The sequence below is a fragment of the Haloterrigena salifodinae genome (genome assembly GCF_003977755.1).
Classification (GTDB): domain Archaea; phylum Halobacteriota; class Halobacteria; order Halobacteriales; family Natrialbaceae; genus Haloterrigena; species Haloterrigena salifodinae.
On sequence record NZ_RQWN01000008.1, the window covers coordinates 1 to 22,226 of the forward strand.

General features: G+C 57.2%; 19 protein-coding genes and 1 pseudogene. 9 read left to right on the top strand and 11 right to left on the bottom strand.

The features are described 5' to 3' along the window. Positions 1 to 260: 260 nt before the first annotated feature. Positions 261 to 839, top strand: coding sequence for a hypothetical protein (locus EH209_RS23035; RefSeq protein WP_126665144.1), 579 nt, complete (start codon positions 261 to 263; stop codon positions 837 to 839). A gap of 133 nt (positions 840 to 972) precedes the next feature. Next, positions 973 to 1,302 carry a hypothetical protein gene (locus EH209_RS23040; RefSeq protein WP_164722115.1) on the top strand — a complete coding sequence of 110 codons (330 nt, stop codon included), beginning with the start codon at positions 973 to 975 and terminating at the stop codon, positions 1,300 to 1,302. Positions 1,303 to 1,544: 242 nt separating this feature from the next. Here EH209_RS23040 and EH209_RS23045 read toward each other — a convergent pair whose 3' ends face one another. The 5 genes from EH209_RS23045 to EH209_RS23065 all read right to left on the bottom strand — a co-directional run bounded on the left by EH209_RS23045 (position 1,545) and on the right by EH209_RS23065 (position 10,257). Further along, a complete protein-coding gene (locus EH209_RS23045; RefSeq protein ID WP_126665146.1) occupies positions 1,545 to 4,304 on the bottom strand; it encodes a type IV secretory system conjugative DNA transfer family protein in 2,760 nt (919 codons plus the stop codon). Then, on the bottom strand, positions 4,301 to 5,359 hold the full coding sequence (locus EH209_RS23050) for a hypothetical protein (RefSeq protein WP_126665147.1): 1,059 nt from the start codon (positions 5,357 to 5,359) through the stop codon (positions 4,301 to 4,303). Before EH209_RS23050 ends, EH209_RS23045 begins: the two co-directional genes overlap by 4 nt. Continuing rightward, complete coding sequence (locus EH209_RS23055; protein ID WP_126665148.1) at positions 5,359 to 8,322, bottom strand: VirB4 family type IV secretion system protein; 2,964 nt, start codon at positions 8,320 to 8,322, stop codon at positions 5,359 to 5,361. The genes EH209_RS23050 and EH209_RS23055 overlap by 1 nt, the downstream gene beginning before the upstream one ends. A 70-nt stretch (positions 8,323 to 8,392) precedes the next feature. Then, the gene (locus tag EH209_RS23060) at positions 8,393 to 9,745 is read right to left on the bottom strand and encodes a hypothetical protein (protein WP_126665149.1); all 1,353 of its coding nucleotides are present in this window, start codon (positions 9,743 to 9,745) and stop codon (positions 8,393 to 8,395) included. Between the two features lie 26 nt (positions 9,746 to 9,771). Beyond that, positions 9,772 to 10,257, bottom strand: coding sequence for a hypothetical protein (locus EH209_RS23065; RefSeq protein WP_126665150.1), 486 nt, complete (start codon positions 10,255 to 10,257; stop codon positions 9,772 to 9,774). 118 nt (positions 10,258 to 10,375) lie between these two features. Between EH209_RS23065 and EH209_RS23070 the strand changes: the two genes are divergently transcribed. Together EH209_RS23070 and EH209_RS23075 are read left to right on the top strand one after the other, a co-directional pair. Then, entirely contained in the window at positions 10,376 to 10,621 is a 246-nt protein-coding gene (locus tag EH209_RS23070) for an ArsR family transcriptional regulator (RefSeq protein ID WP_126665151.1), read from the top strand. A gap of 1,401 nt (positions 10,622 to 12,022) precedes the next feature. Further along, positions 12,023 to 12,667: a hypothetical protein gene (locus EH209_RS23075; RefSeq protein ID WP_126665152.1), complete on the top strand. Its 645-nt coding sequence runs from the start codon at positions 12,023 to 12,025 to the stop codon at positions 12,665 to 12,667. An 82-nt stretch (positions 12,668 to 12,749) separates the two neighbouring features. On the opposite strand, the gene EH209_RS23080 is transcribed toward EH209_RS23075, so the two are convergent. Continuing rightward, positions 12,750 to 13,253: a hypothetical protein gene (locus EH209_RS23080; protein ID WP_126665153.1), complete on the bottom strand. Its 504-nt coding sequence runs from the start codon at positions 13,251 to 13,253 to the stop codon at positions 12,750 to 12,752. A gap of 214 nt (positions 13,254 to 13,467) precedes the next feature. On the opposite strand from EH209_RS23080, the gene EH209_RS23085 reads away from it, so the two are divergent. Then, positions 13,468 to 13,725 (top strand): J domain-containing protein, encoded by a 258-nt coding sequence (locus EH209_RS23085; protein ID WP_126665154.1) that lies wholly within the window; start codon positions 13,468 to 13,470, stop codon positions 13,723 to 13,725. Continuing rightward, the gene (locus EH209_RS24320) at positions 13,722 to 13,877 is read left to right on the top strand and encodes a hypothetical protein (RefSeq protein ID WP_164722116.1); all 156 of its coding nucleotides are present in this window, start codon (positions 13,722 to 13,724) and stop codon (positions 13,875 to 13,877) included. The genes EH209_RS23085 and EH209_RS24320 overlap by 4 nt, the downstream gene beginning before the upstream one ends. Positions 13,878 to 13,899: 22 nt before the next feature. Here EH209_RS24320 and EH209_RS23090 read toward each other — a convergent pair whose 3' ends face one another. Both EH209_RS23090 and EH209_RS23095 read right to left on the bottom strand, forming a co-directional pair. Further along, entirely contained in the window at positions 13,900 to 14,352 is a 453-nt protein-coding gene (locus EH209_RS23090; RefSeq protein WP_126665155.1) for a type II toxin-antitoxin system antitoxin SocA domain-containing protein, read from the bottom strand. Beyond that, the gene (locus EH209_RS23095) at positions 14,345 to 15,106 is read right to left on the bottom strand and encodes a TrmB family transcriptional regulator (RefSeq protein ID WP_126665156.1); all 762 of its coding nucleotides are present in this window, start codon (positions 15,104 to 15,106) and stop codon (positions 14,345 to 14,347) included. The genes EH209_RS23090 and EH209_RS23095 overlap by 8 nt, the downstream gene beginning before the upstream one ends. A 112-nt stretch (positions 15,107 to 15,218) precedes the next feature. Here EH209_RS23095 and EH209_RS23100 point away from each other — a divergent pair, with 112 nt between their 5' ends. Continuing rightward, positions 15,219 to 16,448, top strand: a complete 1,230-nt coding sequence (locus tag EH209_RS23100; RefSeq protein WP_126665157.1) for a hypothetical protein — start codon at positions 15,219 to 15,221, stop codon at positions 16,446 to 16,448. 22 nt (positions 16,449 to 16,470) lie between these two features. On the opposite strand, the pseudogene EH209_RS23105 reads toward EH209_RS23100, so the two are convergent. The 3 genes and pseudogenes from EH209_RS23105 to EH209_RS23115 all read right to left on the bottom strand — a co-directional run. Further along, positions 16,471 to 16,970: pseudogene (locus EH209_RS23105) on the bottom strand (hypothetical protein); the annotation flags it as partial. Positions 16,971 to 17,057: 87 nt separating this feature from the next. Next, the gene (locus tag EH209_RS23110) at positions 17,058 to 18,200 is read right to left on the bottom strand and encodes a tyrosine-type recombinase/integrase (protein ID WP_126665158.1); all 1,143 of its coding nucleotides are present in this window, start codon (positions 18,198 to 18,200) and stop codon (positions 17,058 to 17,060) included. Positions 18,201 to 18,588: 388 nt separating this feature from the next. Further along, a complete protein-coding gene (locus tag EH209_RS23115) occupies positions 18,589 to 20,367 on the bottom strand; it encodes a transposase (RefSeq protein WP_126665159.1) in 1,779 nt (592 codons plus the stop codon). A 247-nt stretch (positions 20,368 to 20,614) separates the two neighbouring features. Here EH209_RS23115 and EH209_RS23120 point away from each other — a divergent pair, with 247 nt between their 5' ends. After that, entirely contained in the window at positions 20,615 to 21,112 is a 498-nt protein-coding gene (locus EH209_RS23120) for a hypothetical protein (RefSeq protein WP_126665160.1), read from the top strand. An 84-nt stretch (positions 21,113 to 21,196) separates the two neighbouring features. After that, positions 21,197 to 22,201 carry a Cdc6/Cdc18 family protein gene (locus EH209_RS23125; RefSeq protein WP_126665161.1) on the top strand — a complete coding sequence of 335 codons (1,005 nt, stop codon included), beginning with the start codon at positions 21,197 to 21,199 and terminating at the stop codon, positions 22,199 to 22,201. Positions 22,202 to 22,226: the final 25 nt, after the last annotated feature.

Genomic DNA, 22,226 nt, shown 5'->3' on the forward strand with positions numbered 1-22,226 from the left:
AGTTTGGAGATTTGCTCGAGTTTGGAGATTTGCTCGAGTTTGGAGATTTGCTCGAGTTTGGAGATTTGCTCGAGTTTGGAGATTTGCTCGAGCGATGTATTGTGGTTGTCCCCACTCGACAACCAAGTACACTAACGTTATCATCTATTGACACAAAACAGAGCAACGCCCTTCTCGAGAAACCCGTTCTGTTGACTTGGGACTCTAGCTCGAGTAGTTGATAAGTCTCTCTTTCCCTGGCCAGCCGGCCTATCCTCCCGGTGGTTGGTCCAATCCGCTCTATGTATTCGCTTGGAACGATAAAAGACGATAATTCTATTGTCCTCTGGTTCGTTATCGTTACTATGAATGAATCTAAGCAAAGCGAGAGACCGGACTCGATCGAGGATGTCCACGACCGGCTGGGCGATACTCGCCGATCGATCCTCGAGGCGATCCGTGCCGTTGGCGGCGAGGGTGATACGGCGACAGTCAAGCGCTCGACTGAGGCCGCGATTCCGGAGGGTAGCACGCGATATCATTTCCGGTGGCTCGAGGAGGAGGGCCTAATCGTTGAGGTCGGTCGGAGGGACGTTAGCCACGGTGGCAAAGACGCGATCGTCTGGGAGCTGACCGACGCCGGCGCCGACCTCCTGGAGAGGATCGACAAGGTGGAGGGACGGGAGGACCGCCCTCAGACGATTGAGGGACTGAACGATCGGATCGACAGCCTCGAGGACGAAGTGAGTCAACTGAAAGACGTCGTTCGGACCGCTCTTGACGACGAGCTACGAACGATTATCAGCGAGGAGGTCGCTAAGGAACTGGAGAAGCGGCAGGTCGAAGCGAACGAAAAGTGACTGAAAAGGCTAAACATGGAGCGTGTCATAGAACTGTCCTCAAGGGGTTATTTTCACCAAAAGATCGTCGAATAGGCTGTTGGATAGATCCTGCATAGTGAATGGATATTTTAGTCGAAGTGGAACGAAAAGAATGGCATACAGAAGAAGGTCAGTAGAACCAGATAAGACTTTAAAGAACCAACCAGAAAAAAGCGGTATGGTTAACACACCTGAGCTGGAGGAAATAGAGGAATGGAACGGTGTACTGGGCCCACAATCCAGTGACGAACCGATGTTCTATGAAATCCAAATCTCAAACCAAGAAGTGACTCTCGTGGGACCATCGCCTGGAATGGTGTATAAGTATGATATTGATGAGTTCACGTCACTTGTGGCCAATGGTGAGTGGATACTTGCCGAGGATAATCCTGAGAAGGAGGTTTTCCACACGCCCGACGGCCAACCTGACCAACCTTACTAACTTATTTACTGCATTATTTCTAATATTTATTAGTGAAATAAATCGAAATTCTGTTACCTACTTCGCCTGTATCTATCACTTCGACGGGGACGAGAAGCCTTCTATGACACGCTGTACACATGAGTAACGGCGTTGATTACCGATCGGTAGATATACCGGAGGACAAGTAGAGAAGGCGGGCCATTCATCGAAGAGTAGTCCAACTCGTTTAGCAGACCGGAGAGACGATTGAAAAGAGACCGTTAGTCGAGCTGGCCGACCAACTTATCGAGCGTCCCGCCGTCGTCCTGGTCGTCGTCGGCCTTGTTGGTCGGCTCCGGATCACTGTCGTCCTGGACGTCGCGATCGTCGTTAACCCCGAGTGACGAGAGCGGCACGGACATCCCATCAATGTAGACCTCGAGGTCGTCGACAGCGAGGGTCTCGTCCTCGCCGGTCGTGGGGACAAGGACGATGAACCAGTCCTCTCCAGGTACGGGAACCTCGCCGTTGAACTCGACCTCCGGGATGATCGGTGTCTTGATTGTCCGCATGTCGTCGGTGGCCTCGTCGCCGGCAGCCGGATAGCGGTTGACGTCTTCGAATACGGACTCGGCATCAGGGAACCGAGCGTGCTCTTCTCCGGCACTGTCTCGGAGGATGATCTCGCCGGTCGACTCGTCTCGGACCCAGACGTCCTCTCGAGCGCCGTCGCGATACACTCTTTCCCCGTCGATTCCCAAGGGTCGAAGGTTGTAGAACCGGGTTTCGCCGGAAACATCGTGTCTCTCACGGGCGCCTCGTGGCTCTTCGGCGAGGGTCCGCCAGATGTTATCAGCGACGTCGTCCCGGCAGAGGAACAGACTCTTCTTGCCCTCGCTGAACGCACTCGCGAGGTTCCGAACAGTCTGGCCCTGTTTCGTCGACCCTGTACTTTTCTCGGCCTCGAGGACGGCCTCCCGCCCGCCGGTGAGCGCGTCAACGGTCGGATGGCTCTCCTTGAACTCCTCGAGTGCCTCGGCGATTGCGACGGGATCGGCGTCACTGTCGACCTCGAGCAGCGGAGTGGGATCGGCGACACCGTCGGGAAGGGACTTGTCGCCCTCGCCTTGCTCGGCGATCGTCACGTTGAGACCGAGGTCGTTGAGTGCAGGATACACGTCCCTCAAGACGAGCGAATGCAGGCCACCGCCGGCGCTCTCGTCGTCGCCGACGTCCTGGATGGATGAGACCGTCTCGTCGCCAACAGTCAGCCACAGCGTGCCCTCGCGTTCGCTCTCGGAGAGCATGGAGTCCGGGATTGGTTGGAGGACGTTCCGCCAGAGACGTTCTCGGCTGTCTGTCCGGGTCTCGTCGTGTGCCGGGAGCACGTCCCTGATCGCGTCCTCGCACTCCTCGAGTGGGATCGAGAGGTCGTCCCTGTCCGACCGGAGTGCGGCGTCATGGACGGCCTTTGCGACGTCCTCCTGCGTGCTCTCGTTAGTAAGGAGGTCGACGCCTGACTCCGCTAGCCCACCGTATGGGAGTTCACGTTGAATCTGCTCGTCAGTCAATGGCTCGTCGCCATACTGCTCGAGGCTATCCTCGATGATGTCCTCGACGGCGTCCTTCCCCCGTAGCGGCGGGTACGGGGCGAACGTGGAGAGTTTCAGCGGCCTCGAGTACTCTCCATCGACCGTTGGGAGTCGGGTCCAGACCTTGTACTTCTCCGTCTCAATCAAGTCCTCCGGGCCATAGCCTTTGAATCGGTCCGTGAGGATCCTCGCGTCATCAGCGTCGTTGGCGACGAACGTCACGAGGTTATCGGCGTTGTTCTTGATTGGTTTCAGTACCTCTTCCGAGAGTTGGGAGGGATACTGCACCGCCGCGGTTACGGAGAGTCGCATGGACCGCGCTCGAGCGAGCATGGACTTGATGTCCAGTTGCTCACTAGCGATATCGTCGAACTCGTCCGCGAACACGAAGTACGGATCTGGGTCGCCCATCGTCTCATAGGAGCGGTTCTGCACGGCCGACCAAATCCCTCGCATCACGGCGAGCGTGGTCAGCCGCTTGACGTCAGTACTCTCAACGGGCGTACGGACGATAACAATCCGGTCCTCGTCGATTAGGTCGCGCCAGTCGATCGTCGACTCTCGCCGGGCAATAATCCGCCGAACGACGCCATTCTCGACCCACGCTTTCACTCGCTTCAGTAGCGGTCGGAGTTGCTCGTCGTCCATTTCGGCGATCTGCTCGAGGAACTCGCGGATGTATGGGTCTGGACACTCCTCGACGAACTCCTCCCGACGCTCCGCGTTCAGTAAGATGAAGTAGAAGTCGATAACGCCGTAGTCAGGCGCGTCGGGGTCTGCGTTCGCCTTCATCATTGCTCGCCCCATCGACTCCGTGACTGATTCCATCGTCGCGTGGAGTTCCCCCTTCGCTGCCAGCGCTGCTTTCAGGTTCTCGAGTCGGTTCTCGATCGCCGTCTCGAGTTCGACCTCGCTGTCTGTGGCCGGCACTTCGAGCAAGTTCAACCCAATCTCCCGGTCTCGCTCGGTCCCTGGCTCAATCCAAACGACGTCGTCGAGCCTATCCTCAGGGAGTTTGCGGAGTAACTCTCTCGAGTCCTTGCCCTTGGGATCGAAGTAGACGAACCCGTGCCCGGAGTACGCGAGTTGGATCATCCAATTCAGGAGTTCGGTCGTCTTGCCTGCACCACTCACTCCGGCCACCCAGAGGTGTTGAAAGAGCGAGTCGAACGGAATCCCGGCCTCGCGGAACCCTTCTTGTGGATCCTCAGTGTAGCCGACCCACAGATCCTTGCGCGGGTTGCTGTGGCCTTCCTCGAGAATCTTCCGGACGTCAGGGCCGGCAACGACGCCCTCCGCTTCGGTCTCGGTGACGGCCTCGACGCCGCCGATCCACTCGCGGCCGGCCGTCGTGATATCGTAGGTCTCTCCCGTGACGGTCGTCTCGTCGTCCGGGACGTCCTCGCTTTCGTCACTGTCGTCGCTGCCACTCGATCCAAACAGCTTCATCGCTGATCACTCCGGTTAGAATCTGCGGGGACACGTGCGCCCTCTTGCGTGTGCTTCCAATCAATCCGTGGCGTCTCGATCTCCTCGTTCGGGATGTGAGCGGCACTCGCCAGTTCGTCGACGGTCAAGATCATATCTCGATCGTCCCACGCCCTCGAGTGGACGTCGTCAATCAGCTTGCGGGCGTTCTTGACCGACTCAGCGGTAAATCCCTGCTCCGTCGTCGCGTTGTAGTACTTGACGAACATCCCGGCGACGCCCCTCGCTCGAGCCTCTGCCTCGGTCTGGTTCGGAGAGGCGGCGAGCACGCGGATATTCGTGCTAAAGGCCTGTTGCCCGCGCTGTTGCTCGACGATCTTCGCCGACTGTTTCTCTTTGCTCGAGGCCTCGCGAACGCGGGGATTGATCCATCCCTTCACGTGTCCATCGCGAAGGCTCTCGGCGACGTCGTCAACGGACTCTCCACGCAATCCGCCGTCGGCCCAATTCGCCGGTTCCGGGCGGAACGCGACTTGCACAATGACGGTGGAGTCTTCCGTTGAGAGCATTTCGCTGGTGATCTCGCCGTAGGGATCGCGCTCGAAGCCCTCGCCGTCCCTGAAATGGTGAATCGGATAGTAGTAGTGTCGTGCAAGGCTCAGACGCGCCCCGGCGACGTAATTCTCGGCCTCGAGCGGTGGGAAGCCTTCTCCACCGGCCTCGAAAACGGCACTGTTGGCGTAGTTATTCCCGACGCGCCGGCGGAACTTGTCGGCCGCTCCCTCGGTCGCCGCGTGCATGAAGAACCGAATGCGCTCCCCGTCGAACCAGAGTTCGAACGAGTGATGGTCGCTTGTGTTCTTGCCGCGGAAGTTGGTCGTCACGTCGTGGACTGATTGTAAGAGTCCCGCAGCGTCGACCATGCCCTGATTCTCGGCGTGTGGCTGTATCTGCAGGAGAACGCCAGGCGTCTCGTCAGCGGTCTGTGTGTAGTCTCTAGAGAGCTTCGTCGAGGAGTAGTTCGATGGATTCGGATCGGAGGCATTGTCACCGAACAGCCGAGAAAGGAGCGACATTACGCCGTCACCTCCCCATACTCGGCGCGAATGTGCTCCTCGAGGTCGATCGGATCGTCCGGGTCATAGGTAAGTAGCGCTGTCTCGAAGTCCGACGCTCGGATTCGAGTGCGGAGCCATCCCTCTACCGAGTTAAAGTCGATTAGTGCCTCTGAAAAGCCCTGTCCCGAGTCACCTCGAGTCGCACGCTTCCTGATGAACTCGTACTGTTGATCGTTCAGGTCAAAGAGGTCAGCAGTCTCTTTTTCGATGTCGGTCTGAGTGAATTGGATTGTCGTCGCCTGCTTACGGATCGTGTCTTTGTGGCCGTCCTCATCGTCCGGGCCAGAGACGAACTCACTCGGCGACTGACTCGCATACCAGACTCCCGCGTTGTAGTGTCTCCAGTGACGGGCCGCCCGCTGCAGCCATTCGACAGTCTCCTCGGAGTGGAGCAGATAGTGAGCTTCGTCGATTAGGAACAGCGTCTCGCCGGGCGCATTCTGGACGGCCTCGTAAACGCGATCGAGCATCAGCTGGAGCATGACGGACTTGCCGACGGCGCCCTCGTTTTCCATCTGCTGCAAATCCAGATAGTTCACGCTGCCGGCCGTGATCTCGGCACTGCCTTTTCCGGCGAGTTCGGCGTACTCGCGGCCGTCTTGGAACCCTGAGAGTTTGCGGAGTAGGGTCGCGGCGTTACTCTCGATCTCGTCAACCTCCATCGAGGACTCGGACAGCGCCGGCCCCTCTGGATTGTTCGCGATCTCTCTGAGGGTATCGATATAGTCGCTCATCGTCGGACTCTCGAGGCCGTGCGTCGAGTAGTCGTCCGGCTTGATCCCTGCCTTCCGGTAAGTCTCATATGCCGACTCCTTGATCAGCGTCGTGTACTCGCCGGCGTCAACGCCCTGTTCGCGAAGGACGCCACTGATGAACGCATTGACGCCGTCTATCTTCATACCGAACGCGTCAACTCCGGAGTCCCGAAGCCGCTCAGGAGTCTTTGAGAGGTGGAGCGGGTTGATCGAGTCCTTGCCACCGAGGACGACGTGTGTGCCGTTCAGGAGTTCAGTAATGCCCTCGAAGTCGCCGAAGGTATCGCACAGCACAACCGTACGGTCGTCGTCTGCCAGGTACCAGCGAATAATCTTCTGGAGAGTACTGAACGTCTTCCCGGACCCGGAGTCGCCGATAAAGAGCGCGTGTCCGGGGCCTCCGACGCCGAACGGGTTGGCAGAGACCTCGCTCCCATCCTGTAACTTGCGGCCCCACTCAACGCCGTCCTCGTGTCGAATCTCGGCCGCGAGCCCGGGGAACGCGGCACCGATAGTCCCACCGAGGACCATCGTGTAGCGGTCGCGATGAGAGACCTCGTCGTACTTGTCCGGAGCAGTCGGACTCCCGGAGACGTAGAGATCACGCTGCCGTGTGTCCGGCGAGAGTAACGTGAGGCTCGCGGGAGTAGACTCCGCAACATCACGGACGTCCTCGCAGCTGTCCTCGAGCGCCCGACGCTTTTCGATGTCGAGATCAATATCGTCCGACCCCACGCCGTTCGCGATCGTCGTCTCTGCCCGCTCAAGCGCCTCGCGAGTACCAGCACGAACGGTGATGTAGCCGTTGAGGTCCCACGGCCGAACGGACGTGTTATGGAGGACTTTGTATGCCTGAACGTAGGATTCCATATCATCGCCAACAACAATCGACTCGATGTCTGTGTTTTCCTCGAGTTCCTCAATATCCGCGTCTATGTTTGCGATTTCGTGTTTGAGTTCGTACTCCGTGTCCTCTTTGTCGCGTGCACGTGCTCGGAGCGTGATATCGACATCAACGCCGTTCATTGTGGTGAGACCACGGAGGAATCCCGGATCAGGACTGACCGGCCACTCGCTTACCCAGAACGTCTTACAGTACTGCTCGCCGACACGGACATACTCGTCGGTGACGTCGTAACTCGGAGCAGATAGAATCTCTTCAAGCCGCCCCTGGCGGATGTCTTTGACGTTCTCGAAATTGTGTTCAATGCCGCTCCAATAGCGCGAGTGGAGGAGCGCGTTCTCGGCAGGTCCAACACGTTCGACCTCCACGCCAGGGACAGCGCCAAAGACTGTTGAAACACGCTCGAGGCGGCTCTCAAGCGCCGCAGACATCCGACTGTACCATTCTTCCTCATCTACGCCAGCGTCGGAACCCGAGCCGAACACTTCTTTGATACCGTCTAGGACGGACGCCGACATATCGAGACCGGTCGTATCGACGTCCTCGCTACCAACCGAGACGACGACGTAATGACGCCACTGTTTCGCGTCCCAGCGCGGCGCCTCGCGTCCCTCGTACCAATCCGAGACGTCGTGTAGGAGTTCTCTGGCTTCGGCCCAGTCGTCGCCTGCGAGCCGCTCAGAGAACGCTGCATCCCGGTACTTGCCGACCACTTCCGAGGGATCGAACTCGGTAGTAGTGCTGTAGTAGCGAAAGCCGTGCTCGAGTGTCTCATCGATCCGCGTCGAGAGCGCCGAGAGAACCGTCTGCAGCTCGCTCTGTGTCTCTGTGTCGGAGTTCCGGGACTCGAGTCGGAGAAGTCCAACCATCCGGCCGTCGTTCATGATAGCCGCGCCGTCTCGCCGAATCTCCCGAACGCCATGCACGAGGTCGTCGGCCGCGTCCTCTTGGGGGATCGGATGCTGGCGCTTCTGCCGGAAGTTGCGGATAGGCGCGCGCATCTTATCGAGTCCAGTCGTCGTTTCACCCGCGTTCATCGCAAACGCCGGGCCAATCACTGACAGCGGGAGCCCGATGGCTGTGAGCGGGAGCACCGGTTCGTTCAGTCCCACAGTGAGTGAGCCGATAGCGCCGCCGAGAGCTAAGAATCCCGGAGTGCCATACGCAACGTCTCGAGCACGATAGTCGCCGATCTTCAGCCCACTCTCAACGTACGGTAAAGCGAGTTGTGACGGGTCTCTCTCATCAGTTTCACCAGTCATAGCACAGATTTCCCTACGATATAGAGGAAGATATGTTTTTGGTTTCGTCGTAAGAAACGGAGAAAACGAATTACTGGAAGCCGCGGTTCTGTTCAAACGACTCCCGAGATCGGTCGGTTGAAGAATAGCGGCCCGTGCTGTCCTGGTTCGCCGAGCCCATTTGGCCGATACTCCGCTTTCGGCTGACGCTCGAGGGCGACGACACTCCTGTTGAGTCGGTCGACGGTGGTGCTCCAGACGCAGAGGCAGTCGTTTTGGTGTTCGTGTCCGTATTCGCGCCGCGCCATTTCTCGACCTTGGCTTTGACCTCTCCGACGCGCTCGCTTGCTGCTCGCGCGTGCTTCTTGCCCTTGTGCCGGTTCATGGACGACATTCCGAGGCCGACACTCGCGGCTTGGTCGGCCGTCTTGAGCGCACTCCACGGAAGATAGACCGCGACGAAGCCAATCCCGACGATCGTCCCGAGCAGAGCGAAGACAGGCCCTGCGAGTCCTGCCTCCCACGGGAGCAGATACAAGAGGCGTAAGAACATCGCTTGGACGATATTCACGCCGATGAGTAGGCCGAACAGCCAGATATTGAAGTTTCCGAGGTTCGCGATTGTGCCGTCCCCGAAGGCTTTGCAGCCCCATGCGACCGGCCAGAACGCGACGCACATATGCAGCAAGACAAACTGCGCGACGATCGCGAACAGTCCGACGACGACGATCCCAATATATCCGTAGAGGAGGATTAGCGCCAGTATCCCGCCCGAGAGGAGTTTTCCGAGGCCGTTCGGCGTCGAAAGGAGGTGGTCCGCGGGCGGGGTAAACGCAGCCGATGCCTGCGCGCCGAAATGCAGGGCAAACGGCGCGACTTGCCACGTCAGGATAATCATCACGAGTGCGACGCCGGCTTGTCGTAGCTTCTGGCGCCGCAGGTACGGATCGTTGTGCCGGAACGCCATCGTTGCGGCGCCGCCGACGAAGACGACGCCGAGGCCGGTCGTCCACAGCGTCATTTCGTAGATCCCCGGCCACCAGCCGTTTTGCGGGTTCGTCCATGAACTCGGATTGTCGTGGGATCCCGGCGCTGGGACATTTGAGATCGCCGAATTGAGATGGGTCAACCCAGCAGTCACGGCACCAGTTCCCATGTTTAGCGCCCACTCGAGCACTCCGTTCATCCACGAAAAGGGATTGAACGTTCCGCCCAGTAGACCACCGTCGTCGTCGCTGCTGTTGCCTTCTGAGAGGTTCCCCGCGGATTCGTTTCCGAGCGTGTCGCCCGTGTTGCCAAACGACTCGTTTGTATATCGCGAGTCGCCGAGTGTGACGTTTTCTGACTCGTTTTGTGCGACCGCACCCGAAGGTGCGATCGCCGACATCACGAGCAGGATCAAAACGATACTTGCCGCTCGACGGTGTGACATGCGTGAAAACATCAAATAGTCTCATCTGAATCGTCCCGTCAGAACGGAGCAACTGTCACGGTCATACCGATGATTCCGCTCCATTCGATACACGAGAATGCACCGATCCCAACGCGGTCGAGTGCCATCCCGAAGATGGCAGGGAAGAACGCCCCGACCGCAGTGATCCCCGCGCCCATCATCTTCTCGCGGCCTTCACGTTTCTTCTCCGACCGGCCTTGGCCGAGGTCCTTGAAGGCCATCGTCCCGCGGAACGCGGCGAGCAGGAGCAGTAGAACGACCGCAGCACCGAGGCCGAGGCCGATGAGTTCACCGAGGCCGCTCTGACACATCATTCCCGCGGCCTCGCTGGCCTGTGCCATTGCGGTCCCAACGGTGAGATTTGCTACGACGACGGTCACAACCGCTCGCCGAACGGGGGCCGAGTGCATGATCTCTCGAGTGTTCTGGAACCCTCGGCGTGCCTTCCGCTGCGTGCTCGTTACCTCTTCGGTCTCGTCGTCTCCGCTATCATCTATTGTCATGTACGTATCTTCCTACAATTCTTACGATTATTAATCTTACGATTCTTGCTAAAGCATGCGAACAAGTTCGTACTATGGATCTTAACTATCATAGTGGGCAAATCCGTAGGATAATATGATGGGAGCTACTGACCTAGAAGACATGGAACTCGACGAAATCGACAATACGATCCTCGATATGCTCGCAGAGGGGCGCTGCACGCAAGGCTACATCGTCGATCAAACGGAGATTCCCCGCTACAAGGTCCATGAGCGGCTCAAGATGTATGGAGTGGCCGGCTACGCGAAGAAATTGCACGACAACACTGCACTCTGGGAACTGATCAACGATCCTCGAGAGGAGGGGGACGATGACGGCGAATAGGGAGAACGACCCGGCTCGAGAGGCCGCGAAAGGACACTTCCAGGCGGTCTGGAACCTACTTCGATTCCTTCCCGGCGGGTTTGCTCGGCTGTTTGGGCCAGTGATGATCTGGGCAATGGCACGACCGGTCCTGATTGGTCTCGTCGGAACGCCATCGTTCGGCCAGATAACGTTCCTGATTTTCTCAGCGTCTTGTTATTGGACTCATCTCCACAGCAAGCGCTTCAAGTAACGACTGGCGGACCGGTTTCTCGAGGAGTAGATTCCGATAGTACCTATGAGTGTCCGTCGCCCGACTGCTCAAGAACGTTCGGGGCGCGAATGAATCGGACAGATGCAGAAAGATGGGCTCATGGGACGCGTATCCGACTATCTCGACGAGGACAGAATCATCTCTGTCCATCCCAAGGACCACGGATTCGCCCGCGTCACTCATTTTCCGTGGGACAGCCCGCCGTGGGGACCGGCGCGCTTTGACAGGCACGGTAAGGAAGCCATTGAAATCCCGTACGATGTGGTATTGCAGACTGCTATACGCCGTCATGCGGCGCGACCCGTGCGTGCGAACTCGCGCTCGACGTTGCTGGGGCTCAGACCTCCCGATATGGGACACCATCAAGCGGCTTCGTCCAGATGCAATCATCGGCCCGCGACGGGGAGACCTAGCAACCGCGATTGATGACACCGAAGATGTCTTCCGCACCATCCCGGGCGATAACTCACGTCTCATCGTTGAGCGGGATGAGCCGCCCAACCAGTGGGTGCACTGATTTGCGTTCCACATAGAAATGCAAGTCATGGCAACAGGTGAAATGCGGAAGTACGTTCACTCCACCTTGCGAACATTTAAACGAGGTTAGAAACAACGACGGTCTATGGCGTTATGTCCTAAATGCCGAAGTGAAGCGGAGTCGTCAACGGACCAGAAAGGTAAGCAAACGTGCAGTCGGTGCGGGAGGGAGTTCTGATGGCACTCTGTTCAAAGTGCCAAGGCGAAGCGGAACTCACGACGGTAGAGTTCGACAAGACGACAAAATGTAGCCGGTGTGGGAATCCGCTCTAACAATGGCGCTCTGCTCGAAGTGTCTCGATGAGGCCGAGACGGTCTCGCTCCAAGACGGCAAAACGAGTAGAAAGAGCGACAGCAAGCGATGTAGTCGGTGTGGGAAACAGTTGTAAATGGCTCTGTGCAGGGATTGCTTGGAAGAGGCGAATACGACGACGGCTGCCCTCAGACAGGACCCAGAGCCGAATCGATGCATACGATGTGGTAAAAGGATTGACTGATTGATGCCACTCTGTTCAGATTGCCGAGACGATGCGGAGTTTCGAATCCGAGCGAACGGAGAAAATGACAGTATTACGAAACGATGTAGTCGATGCGGAAAGTGTCTCAGATAGATGACCGACGACAGGGCCGCCGCTGATGGGACAGAAGCCGCCGTCGAAGAGACTGATACTGAAGCGGACGGCTCTAGCGAGCAATCTGAAGAAGAACAGTCGGATGAACGGGACGTTATTGCCCCTTCAGACTTCCCGACACTCGAACTAACATTGGAGGAAGCTCGACGGCGATATGACGACGAGGAAGCTCGCCGTGACACAGTAGAGAACAAAATAGGCATCGTAGTCACCGTTGATGCCCTCCTCATTTCGTTCGGGGCGCTATTCAATCAGGGGCTCCACCCGCTGGTTCTTGTTGTGGTTCTGGTTCCGGCGCTGGTGTCCGCCGGTCTCGGGTTACACGCAATTCGTTCTCGTGACTATGAACGACCGGGAAAGGACATCTGGGACTTCTACAACTACTCTGACTACGACGACGTGGGCGACCAGCGAGAGCAATTGCTTCTCGACTACGTGCGTACGACAGGCAAGAACAAGGAGAAGAACGACCCCAAATTCGGAGTGTTCAATATCTGTATTAGACTCACGTTCACATCGCTAGCACTCCTACTCGCCACACCAGTAGCAAGCTATTTTGGACTTTTTGAGTGGATAGGCGAACACGGGATGGGTCTGCTACGCCAAGTCCTGAGTTCCATATGAAATGCTCACGTGCTCTGCTTACGGCGACCTAATGCATGGTGTCGAGGTCAAGTTGGTAGCCCAGGGGCTTGACCTCGAAATGCTACTGATTGCGCGGGTAAAACATGACTGACTCTTCAACCAACTCACCACCAACTGTTCTGATCCTCATCACTCCCTGAACCGGTTCAGAATAATCTTTACGTCGAGAGCCAGACGCACGGTACTTGAGGTTGAGAACATCGTTTCCCGGAACACGTACTTCACTCTCAACTTTCGAAGGTAGGTTTGGCGACCCATTGCCAACAAGCGGTACTTTTATCGAACCTTCGAATCGTTCCAGCTCGAGTTCCTCTCCGCTTACCTCGAGTGTTCCGTCTGATATCGTCGTTGGCTCTCTGCCAGTGTTTTCTATTCTAATCTTCATTTCGTACCGGGTAATCGAAGTATTTAATCGATCATATTCGGCTTTATCTACACTACAAAAGCTAAGACTAGCTCGTTGTGCTCGGTAGTGCTGGACTTGATAGTAACCGATGAGGATGGTGACACTAGCAAGAAGAAGTGTAAGAGCATCATTCCAATATTCTACCACGTGATCGATCATACATTGAATGGATAGCAAATCCTCATATCGGTGTCGGTGAGAGTGTTTCTGGATATCGGGGCGTATTGTTCCATCTATTGAGAGTTCCGTGAAATCGTTCTGATGTGTGCTGTCTACAACATCAAATAGTCTATGAGCTGGACAAACCCAACGCCGTATGGCGATTCACCACAGCCCTTCCTTTGCACTTTGACCAGTCAGCACGATGTAATCGATGGCACAGAATACAGGTCGGTCTCTTGTGCCCCATGTTTGGCTACCACCAGCTGATGAAGAACCAATCGCTGCAGAGGTGCCGCCTCACGAAATTCTCGGTGTCGCCCCGAACGCGAGCGAATCCGAAATCCGCAATACGTTCCGTGAGAAGGCCAAGGTAGCCCATCCAGATAACAGCGGGAGTACGGCAGAGTTCCGGCGGATCAAGGATGCCTATGAGGCGATGACGAACGGTCGGCCGGAGGGTGAACGATGACGACGTTCGTTCCGACCAGCGAACTTTATGACATCGAGAGTCGGACGCCCATCGCCCATCCGGCCCATCAAGCGACTGATGCCGACGTTCGCCGCGTGCTCGAGCAGCGAGAGATTCGAAGCGACGGCGGTACCGATTCGAGAGGAACGTAGTGTCTAATAATTTTAAAGATATTTAGTAAATGCTGTTTTTGGCATATTCCGGATATTCTGCATAGACATCCTCAATTAGATCGGAAAGCACGACATCATTATACTCCTCTTTGATTTCCTCTGCCATCTGAAGGATTGTCTCTGCTTCTTCTTTCCCTATTTGGTTTTCAACGAATTCTATTCCTTGATTTTGGATAGAATAATCATACTTCACATTATCATTACCAATCTCTTCGACAGAGTCCTTTATCATCGATTTCTCAGACATGCTATCAAGTTCCGCATAGAGATCCTTGGAGAAGGGGCCATAATCATAAGGAATAAAATTAAAACTATCTGATAGGATAGGGTCCTTTCCTTGCTCCTTGAACCGCTGTTGCATCAAGAAGACCATCTTTTGCAATCGAGTTCGGCCTTCTATTGGCTCCTGCTCACAGGCATACATCAGCGCGAGCGGGAGCATCTTCTTATGCATTAGGAGTCACTTCCGTTGCGTTATCGCGAAGTTCTTTGAACTCCCTAATAAAAACACTTGCCATCGTTCTGTCCGTGAAAATCATTCCTGTATCTGACTCCTCCATTTTCATTATCACTTTCTTTTTATCAACTACATAAAACGATTTGCGGGACATATTGTCGTGTTTGTGGACAGGAAGACCATGTTCTGAGAATTCTTCTATTTTGTTTTGCCTGGCAGTCCATAAAATAATGTTGAGATCAATATCGCTACCTGCGTAGCGTTGTAGTTGCCGAAAATCGCTAATATCATACCACCGTGGGTCTGAGTCAACGATTAGAAGGCTTTCCTGAACGTTAGCCAACTGGTCTCTAATCTCGCCTACAGTTCCAACTTGACCACCTAATACCCAAGCGGGTGTCGATTGTTCTCCTCCGGAGTTTAATTCGTCCGCAGTAACCAGAGTCTCTTTAGTATTCTCTACAATTTCATTGAAATCATTTTGCTTTTCTTCGATAAGTCGGCCAGGATTTTTCGTTTTGTATATCGCGGGGTTTCGTTCTTGCTTGTCAATTACGCCCTCTTGATGGAGTTCATTAAGCACGTCATAGATCCGCCCGTGAGGAATTGACGTACGGACAACAATCTCCTGAGCTTCTAGTGGCCCCTCAGCGACCAGGACTCGATACGCTGTGGCATGATACTGGCCCCATCCCATTATCTCTTGGAGTGGTTCATCGACCTTTTCCAGTGACATCGGCCCTTGGCTCATACAACCTCTATTGAGGTTGTCTCACTAAACCTTACTTACCGTATGAGTATACACTCCTTCTTGAGTGTTTATACGCAGTTTCATTCCTTTACCAGCCATCGTATCAGTTGCAATGAGTTCCACAACGAACTCAGGATATGATGAGGCATCGGATGAGCGGCTGATCAACGCGCTTCCCACGCGTGATATTCGCTACGGTCTTCAACAGTCAGATATCGATATCGATGAGAACACAGGCCGTGACGAGATTCTGAGGTATCTCAAAAACACGCCTGGAGATGCCGACGAGCTTCGTCAAGACATCATCACGGGAGCGAAAGAACGTGTCCTCACGGACTGGAGCGGAATGCTCAAGACCATTGAGGGGGCTAAAACGGGTGCCCCAGTTGTCGCTGAATCCCTAACCCTTCGGAAGGCGTACTATTACGATTCGTTCTTCAATTACACGGACCATACTACGCGTGCGTTTCAGGTCTCCGAAATAGGCGGCATCTTAGGCGAAATCGCGGATCAGGTGGATTCACCTGCAGTGGCGCGTGAGAAGTTCATCGAGTTCTGTGAAACGGAGAATGAACTCGATCCAGCCTACACCGAAGCAGCAGATGATATTCCTGCCGCACTCATCAACGACCTCGATGAAGCCTATCGGCCTCGACTCGTTGAATTCGAGAATGGGCGGTATATGTACGTCGAGTACTGGAAACCGGGGAAAACTCGAAGTGATTTTGACATCCGAACGGGTGACTACGAGAAGATCAACACACTCTATCGCGCAGTACTGCGTATCGACCTCCAAACTGGGCTAATCGAGACGACTGGCGATGATAGCCAGCAGTCGAACCGCGATCTCGTTGAGAGATTCCTAAGCGAGTTCAATGAATCAACTTCCGTCTCACGGATTCACATCCGCGGAGCGGACATCCGCACCACAAAGAGAGACCTCGCTCTTCTCACGACGCTTAATGAGTTCATTGGAGAAGATGCGAAGCTTCGCTTCACGCGTAATAAAAGTGGCAACGTTGAGTCCGACCCCGCTCACAATGATGCAGAGAAAAAACGGGATTATTCCCGCTCGAACTTCCAAGTCATCATCGGTCAGCAAGGCGACGAGTGGAGTCTTGTGTATCCCGTTGATCTCGGATACGATGGTGATGATGATGTGTCAGTCGGCGATATTCTCTCAGAAGTTAATGAGCAGGACAGGTATGATGACGTGAAAGACCTCACGATCACGCTTGACAGCGAGAAAGCCACGTACCGCATCCAGAAGAAAAAGATGTCTCCGAGTACCCGTCGTGAGGTGTTTGAACTTCTCGCTGACAAACTCAACTGGTCGGCGTAATTCGTTATAGCTGTTCAAGTGGCTGTTCTTCCTGTATCAATTTCCCCTTGTTGTTCCGGTCGGGCTTCTTGATGATCGTGCCGACCCGCCAGAGCAGAGGATGGATCGAACTCTCGTCGTGGCCGATATAGATGAAACAGCCGTTGTACTTGCGGATCTTAAACACCAGCGGCCCCATCAGTTTCCGCACTTTCTGGCCGTCCTCGCCGGTCCCCGAGGCGTTCGTCGAGAACTCGTCACCGACGAACGCTTTCGGCTGTTGCGCGTTTTCGACCGGGTTCCCGTCCTGCGTCACCCACTCCTCAAGCAGCGGGTAGGGGGGGGGGGGAGAATCCAGCCGTCTTCAACGGAGCCATCGTCACGAACCCAGTTGGCGTTACGCGTGAGCGTGCGACTGTTCGAGGCCACTTTGAGATTGCCGTCGACCCATCGGTCACGCAACTGTAACAGCAGACACGCGAGATTCGTTTTGCCAGCTCTCATTTCGCCGAGGATGACCGGCGCAGGTCCCGCGACCGTCTCGCATTCGACCCCGACCCCATCAAGGAGGCTATCCCCTTTCTACCAATGGACGAAGACGAAAGTGGACCGAGAAACTCGCAGGCCAGATCAGTCGCGGACTTCGTCGATACTGTCGGAGACGTCCCTCATCTTGGTATCCGAATACGCTTCGTGTGTTGTCTCGATCGATTGGTGGCGGAGCGCTTCTTGCGCCTTTTCGGACAAGCCACTGGCGTACAGGTCGCGACCGAGCGCCCGTCGTGCGCCGTGGAGTGTGAGATAGTCGTAATCGCCGTCCAGCTCGATACCGGCCTCTTTCGTGAGGCGTTTCATCAACCGCCGAACTCCCTCTTTGGAGATCGACGGCGGTGGGACCTCATGCTCACGGTGTAGTCGGTCAAGAACCTCGGTTTTCCCTGCGTCACCCCGGTCCTCGAGTGCCGCAGAAACCGTCTTCTCTCCGATCGATTCGACGAGTTCCTGCCGTTTCGACTGATAGTGGCCGGTCGGGAAAACAGGCCACTCGTCAGTCGGTGGATCAAGGAGTCCGCGCCATCGCTCGAGGACATCGTGAACGCTCTCGGGGAACGGTGCGGTTTCATAGTCTCGTGACTTCCCGTAGACCTCGATCGACCGCTCTTCGAAGTCGACATCTGCCCAGCGGAGGCCATCACGTTTCTCGTCCTTTGAATCCGAGAATAGTTCTGCCCCACGCGCCCCCGTTCCATCGAGCATGACTACGATCGCCCTGTCGCGGAACGCGGTCTCTCGATCGACCCGGATCGTTCCCTCGAGCGCCATGTCGATGCGCTTCGTGGTGTAGTTAATGAGCTGCTCGCGATCATCATCTGACCAGTACTGCGTTTTCCGTTTCCCATCGTCTTCGGGGAGTGGATCCATCGCCTCGGTCGTGTCCGCTGGATTCGTCTCGAGGAGTTGGTCTCGAACACACCAAGACAGGAAAGCACGGACGTACGCGAAGTACGTCTGTGCCGTCGACGCCGAGATCTCCTCGTCGATCTTGGTTCGGTCGTATAGATCCTCGCTGTATCGACGGACGTCTGCCGGCTCGAGATCTCTAATGTCCTTGAGGCCGAGTTCATCCCGACAGAACTCGGCGAACCCCATCAGCGGCGAGCGCATCGTCGTCCGTGACCCTTCCGCTTGGATTTTGTAGGTGAGGTAGCGTTCGATTGCGTCTTGGATGGTCTTCCCCTGGGAGTGAGCCCGCCTCTCGCTGGGAGTAGACATTCGTATGTGGGGTACAGTATCGACCCGAGTAAAGTCCCTTGGTTAAACTGGTCTTTAGACAAGTGAGTTCCGAAGCTGCTATACTCTCCATTTTCGGAGGTCTCGAGCGCTGTACCCGCAGAAAATCATCTAATAAACCTCACAGTGCTATATTTTCTATGCATCCTGAGCTCCAGACCCTGACCGTTTGAATTGATATACAAATCAACACCCACGAAAAGAATCCCGGCGGCGAGCATCAGCCGCTACCCATTCCGCGAGCCCGCTGGCTTACCGATTCGACGCCGGCCAGCCCGCCAACGACCGTCGAATCAGGGCGAAAACACGACGAGAAGGAGAGTGCTGCCGCTCACCAACTTGGAAGCGAACCCGGAAGAACGGCGGAAGCCTACCCGCCCGGATCGAACAGGCAGAACCCCACCAGCTCCACGATCTCCCCCGCCAATATCGGCGGATCCTCTCCTAAGTCCACGTCCACCTCGTCCCGCAGCAGGAAGTTCGCCAACCGCCACACGTTGTACAGGGTGACGCCGATCACGAAGTACAGGAACCGATTCCGGTAGTCCGACGACGCCGACGTCGGCAGGAAGTGCTTCTTGATCGTCTTGTACTCGTTCTCAATCGTCCACCGCTTCCGATACTGCTCGGCCAGCCCGATGCCCCTGTCTGGCCCGACATGGGCGTTCACCGTGAAGATTGCGTAGTCACCCTCGATGTACTCCTCCTCGTCCTTCGCCGTGTCCTTCGGCACATAGATGAACGTCACCGGCTGTCGCTCGCCCTCGTACGTCAGCCACCCCTGCTCGACACTCGCGTCCGCCGCCTCGTGCTTGACGGTCTTCTCGATGGCCACCCTGTCCGCCTCCGCCTGCTTCCGCTTCCCGATCACGTAGAACGCGTCGTGCTGGTCGATGCGGTGCCTGACCTCGTAGCTGTCGAACTCGCGGTCGGCGAACACCTTGTTGATGTCCACGTGCTGTTCGGCCTGCTCCAACAGGCGGTCGACCAGCTCGCCGCGCGTCCGCGTGTCGAGGTCATCCGACTCCCAGCCGCGCCGGTCACGAACCGGCTCGATGGCGAGGACGATCGGCGTGCCCTCGGCGACGATGGTGAGCGTGGCGAACTTGAACGCCCGCTCGTGACTCTCCTTGACGCCGCTGACCATTTCCGGGTAGTCCTCTCGCGGGTAGACCTCCCGCGTCGAGCCGCCGCTGTACGTGATCTCGACGGGTTCCTCCCACCACTCGACGTTCTCCTCGTCGCGGAACGGCGACGGCCAGTACGGCCACGTCGTGATGTCGAACGCGGCGTTCACCGGCTCGCGGATCCCGGTGCGGTCGCGGCCCGCGATCTCATCGAGGATGTTCTCGACGCCGGCGTGGAAGGCGGGCAGCACCGCATCTCGGATCTCCCTCCACTCGTCGCGGCGGGTGCCGTCGGCGAAGTCCCACAGGTCGGTCTGCGGGTCGGGGTCGGCGACTTTCTTCATTGTCCGGTTGTGGCTGGAGCCGTGCGGGACTTCGCTGCGGTCGCTGAGGCGGGCGAACCGGCGGCGCTTCGTGGTCGCTCCCGCCTTCACCATGTTGAGGTAGCCCTGTCGCTCGAAGTACGCCTGCAGTGCGTACTTCGCGTTCGCGGCACGGGGGTCTTTGAACTCCTCAAAGCCGAGGTCGGTCGCCCGCTGGACGGCCTGCATGATCTGCTCCTCCTCGATGCCCGTGTCTTGGATGTCCTCGGGTTCGAGGGCTGGTTCGTGCCGGTCGACGACGTCGTGTTCTTCGCAGACCTCGCGGATGCGGTCGGCGGCCTCCTTGATCAGTCCCCGCTCGCAGTGGTCGAATCGGTTCCTCCACATCCAGCTGATGCCACCTTGCGTGGGTGCCCGCGGGAGGTCGAACCTGACGAAGACGTAGGCGGCACCGGAGAGCCGACGGGCGGTCTCCTGTTGGCCGAATCCGCGAGCCTCCTTGTAGAGGAACAGTTTGACGATGCCCTCGAGCGGGAAGCGGGCGTCGTCGGGGTTGTCGTAGTCCGAGAAGGCCTCGGTCGGGATGTCGAGGTTGGCGATGACGCGGGTGACGTGTTCGTGGAGGTGGCACAGGTCGGTGGCCTGCTCGGCGAGGCACTCCACCGCATCCGCCCGCGTGTCCACCTCGTCCCCGTTCATCGTCGAGTAGTCGTTTGCTCAGTTACTGCGTAAATGTCGGAGGGCTGTTGCCGCGTTTCCGAGGTTGGAATTCCAGAGTGGTAGAGTGAGAGGTGTTGAGTTGGCTCCCGTTCTTGGCGATCTCGGTATGGGAATTGGCACAGTAACCGAGCGTGCCCGTGCATCTGAGCTTACTCTGGTATTGAGCTAGCTCAGATACAGAGCCAGCTCAATCCTATATGGGAACTCAGTATCTGTGTTAGGTCAGATGACGGACGAGGACGACGCCGGCGATGCCGGTGGGGTCGACGATAGGGAGCACAGCGACCTTCTCGCCTTCCTCAACAAGCGTGGGGCGGTTGAATTGCTTGGGACGGTCAATATGGACGGCGTGCGCTACGGCTACCTCGAGGAGTCGCTTGGCATCAGCCACGACACCGTGTCGAAGTACTTGGCGCAGGCTGAGGAGTTGGACTTGATCGAGCCCGAGAGCGTCCGCGGCGAGCGGGGCGTGACGCACAAGTACGTGCTGACGCCGCTTGGCGCTCGCCTTCATCGCAAGTTGAAGCAGATGGGTGCGGTGGACGACTTCAATCTCCTCCAGATGTATCGGCGACGCGTCCCCGAGTACGAGGAGGAACTCAAGGAGTGGGTGCGCGAGCGAGAAGAGGAAGGCGACCTGCACGACCGGAAGCGCAACCGCGACTCCTACGAGTATCTGAAGCGGGACTTCGGCGGTGCCGGCGACTCGGAGGAGAGCAAATGAGGGGACAGATGACGCACGCCTGCGATAAAACCCGGAAACACCACCCTTCCAACTAAGTGCCCGCGCCGAGACGCGTGCCGGCAAATGATCGCGGACGCACGCCCGCTCCAGCCCGAGTTCGTGCCCGGCGACGTGAGACACAGGGACGGCGAAATCGACGCGCTCACCAGTACCCTCCGCCCCGTACTCGACGGCCAACACGCCGAACCGATTCTCCTCCACGGCCCCAGCGGCACCGGGAAGACCTGCATTGCCCGCCACGCCGTCGACCGCCTCCGCAGCGAGGTCGTCGACCTCCACACCCAGTACGTCAACTGCTGGCAGGACTATACCCGCTTCAAGACGCTCTACCGCCTACTGGAGGGAATCGACCGCGCCATCGATGTCCACCGCCAGTCGACGCCACGCGATGAGCTGGTCGATCGGCTGCGCGACGGGCTCGACGACCCCTACGTCGCCATCCTCGACGAGGTCGACCAGTTGACCGAGAAGGAGGTGCTGTACGACCTCCACCGTGTGAGGGGCCTCTCCGTCGTCCTCATCGCCAACGCAGAGGAGGAACTGTTCTCGGTGCTGGAGGGACGGGTCGCTAGTCGGTTCAAGACCGCGACCCGCATCCACTTCGACCGCTACGGCACCCGCGAGCTGGTCGGCATCCTCGAGGATCGCGTCCGGTGGGGTCTCCACGAGGACGCCATTACTGACGACCAGCTCCGATGGATTGCCGACGCAGCCGGCGGGGACGCACGTATCGCCATCGCCACTCTCCGTGCCGCCGCGCAAGAGGCCGACCGCCGAGGTCTCGACCGACTGACCACCGACGCGATCGAGGCGGCGGCCCCGAAGGCAAAGGCGGAAATTCGGCGGAAGAACCTCGAGAAGCTCACCGACGATCAGCGCACCCTCTACGACATCATCGAGGAACAGGAGGAGATTGCGCCGGACGCACTGTACGAGGCCTATCGAGAGGAGGTCGCCGAAGCGAAGTCGCGGCGGATGGTGCGTAACTACCTCCGGAAGATGCGCCGCTACAACCTCGTCACTGCCGAAGGCGAGGGGCGAGCCCGGACGTACCAACTCGTCTCCTGACCGAACGCGGAATCCGGAAACAGCC

Excerpts from the sequence above, each read along its gene's own strand:
- EH209_RS23040 (WP_164722115.1), top strand. The coding sequence starts at position 973 with ATGGCATACAGAAGAAGGTCAGTAGAACCAGATAAGACTTTAAAGAAC.
- EH209_RS23045 (WP_126665146.1), bottom strand. The coding sequence starts at position 4,304 with ATGAAGCTGTTTGGATCGAGTGGCAGCGACGACAGTGACGAAAGCGAG.
- EH209_RS23050 (WP_126665147.1), bottom strand. The coding sequence starts at position 5,359 with ATGTCGCTCCTTTCTCGGCTGTTCGGTGACAATGCCTCCGATCCGAAT.
- EH209_RS23055 (WP_126665148.1), bottom strand. The coding sequence starts at position 8,322 with ATGACTGGTGAAACTGATGAGAGAGACCCGTCACAACTCGCTTTACCG.
- EH209_RS23060 (WP_126665149.1), bottom strand. The coding sequence starts at position 9,745 with ATGTTTTCACGCATGTCACACCGTCGAGCGGCAAGTATCGTTTTGATC.
- EH209_RS23065 (WP_126665150.1), bottom strand. The coding sequence starts at position 10,257 with ATGACAATAGATGATAGCGGAGACGACGAGACCGAAGAGGTAACGAGC.
- EH209_RS23070 (WP_126665151.1), top strand. The coding sequence starts at position 10,376 with ATGGGAGCTACTGACCTAGAAGACATGGAACTCGACGAAATCGACAAT.
- EH209_RS23075 (WP_126665152.1), top strand. The coding sequence starts at position 12,023 with ATGACCGACGACAGGGCCGCCGCTGATGGGACAGAAGCCGCCGTCGAA.
- EH209_RS23080 (WP_126665153.1), bottom strand. The coding sequence starts at position 13,253 with ATGATCGATCACGTGGTAGAATATTGGAATGATGCTCTTACACTTCTT.
- EH209_RS23085 (WP_126665154.1), top strand. The coding sequence starts at position 13,468 with ATGGCACAGAATACAGGTCGGTCTCTTGTGCCCCATGTTTGGCTACCA.
- EH209_RS24320 (WP_164722116.1), top strand. The coding sequence starts at position 13,722 with ATGACGACGTTCGTTCCGACCAGCGAACTTTATGACATCGAGAGTCGG.
- EH209_RS23090 (WP_126665155.1), bottom strand. The coding sequence starts at position 14,352 with ATGCATAAGAAGATGCTCCCGCTCGCGCTGATGTATGCCTGTGAGCAG.
- EH209_RS23095 (WP_126665156.1), bottom strand. The coding sequence starts at position 15,106 with ATGAGCCAAGGGCCGATGTCACTGGAAAAGGTCGATGAACCACTCCAA.
- EH209_RS23100 (WP_126665157.1), top strand. The coding sequence starts at position 15,219 with ATGAGTTCCACAACGAACTCAGGATATGATGAGGCATCGGATGAGCGG.
- EH209_RS23110 (WP_126665158.1), bottom strand. The coding sequence starts at position 18,200 with ATGTCTACTCCCAGCGAGAGGCGGGCTCACTCCCAGGGGAAGACCATC.
- EH209_RS23115 (WP_126665159.1), bottom strand. The coding sequence starts at position 20,367 with ATGAACGGGGACGAGGTGGACACGCGGGCGGATGCGGTGGAGTGCCTC.
- EH209_RS23120 (WP_126665160.1), top strand. The coding sequence starts at position 20,615 with ATGACGGACGAGGACGACGCCGGCGATGCCGGTGGGGTCGACGATAGG.
- EH209_RS23125 (WP_126665161.1), top strand. The coding sequence starts at position 21,197 with ATGATCGCGGACGCACGCCCGCTCCAGCCCGAGTTCGTGCCCGGCGAC.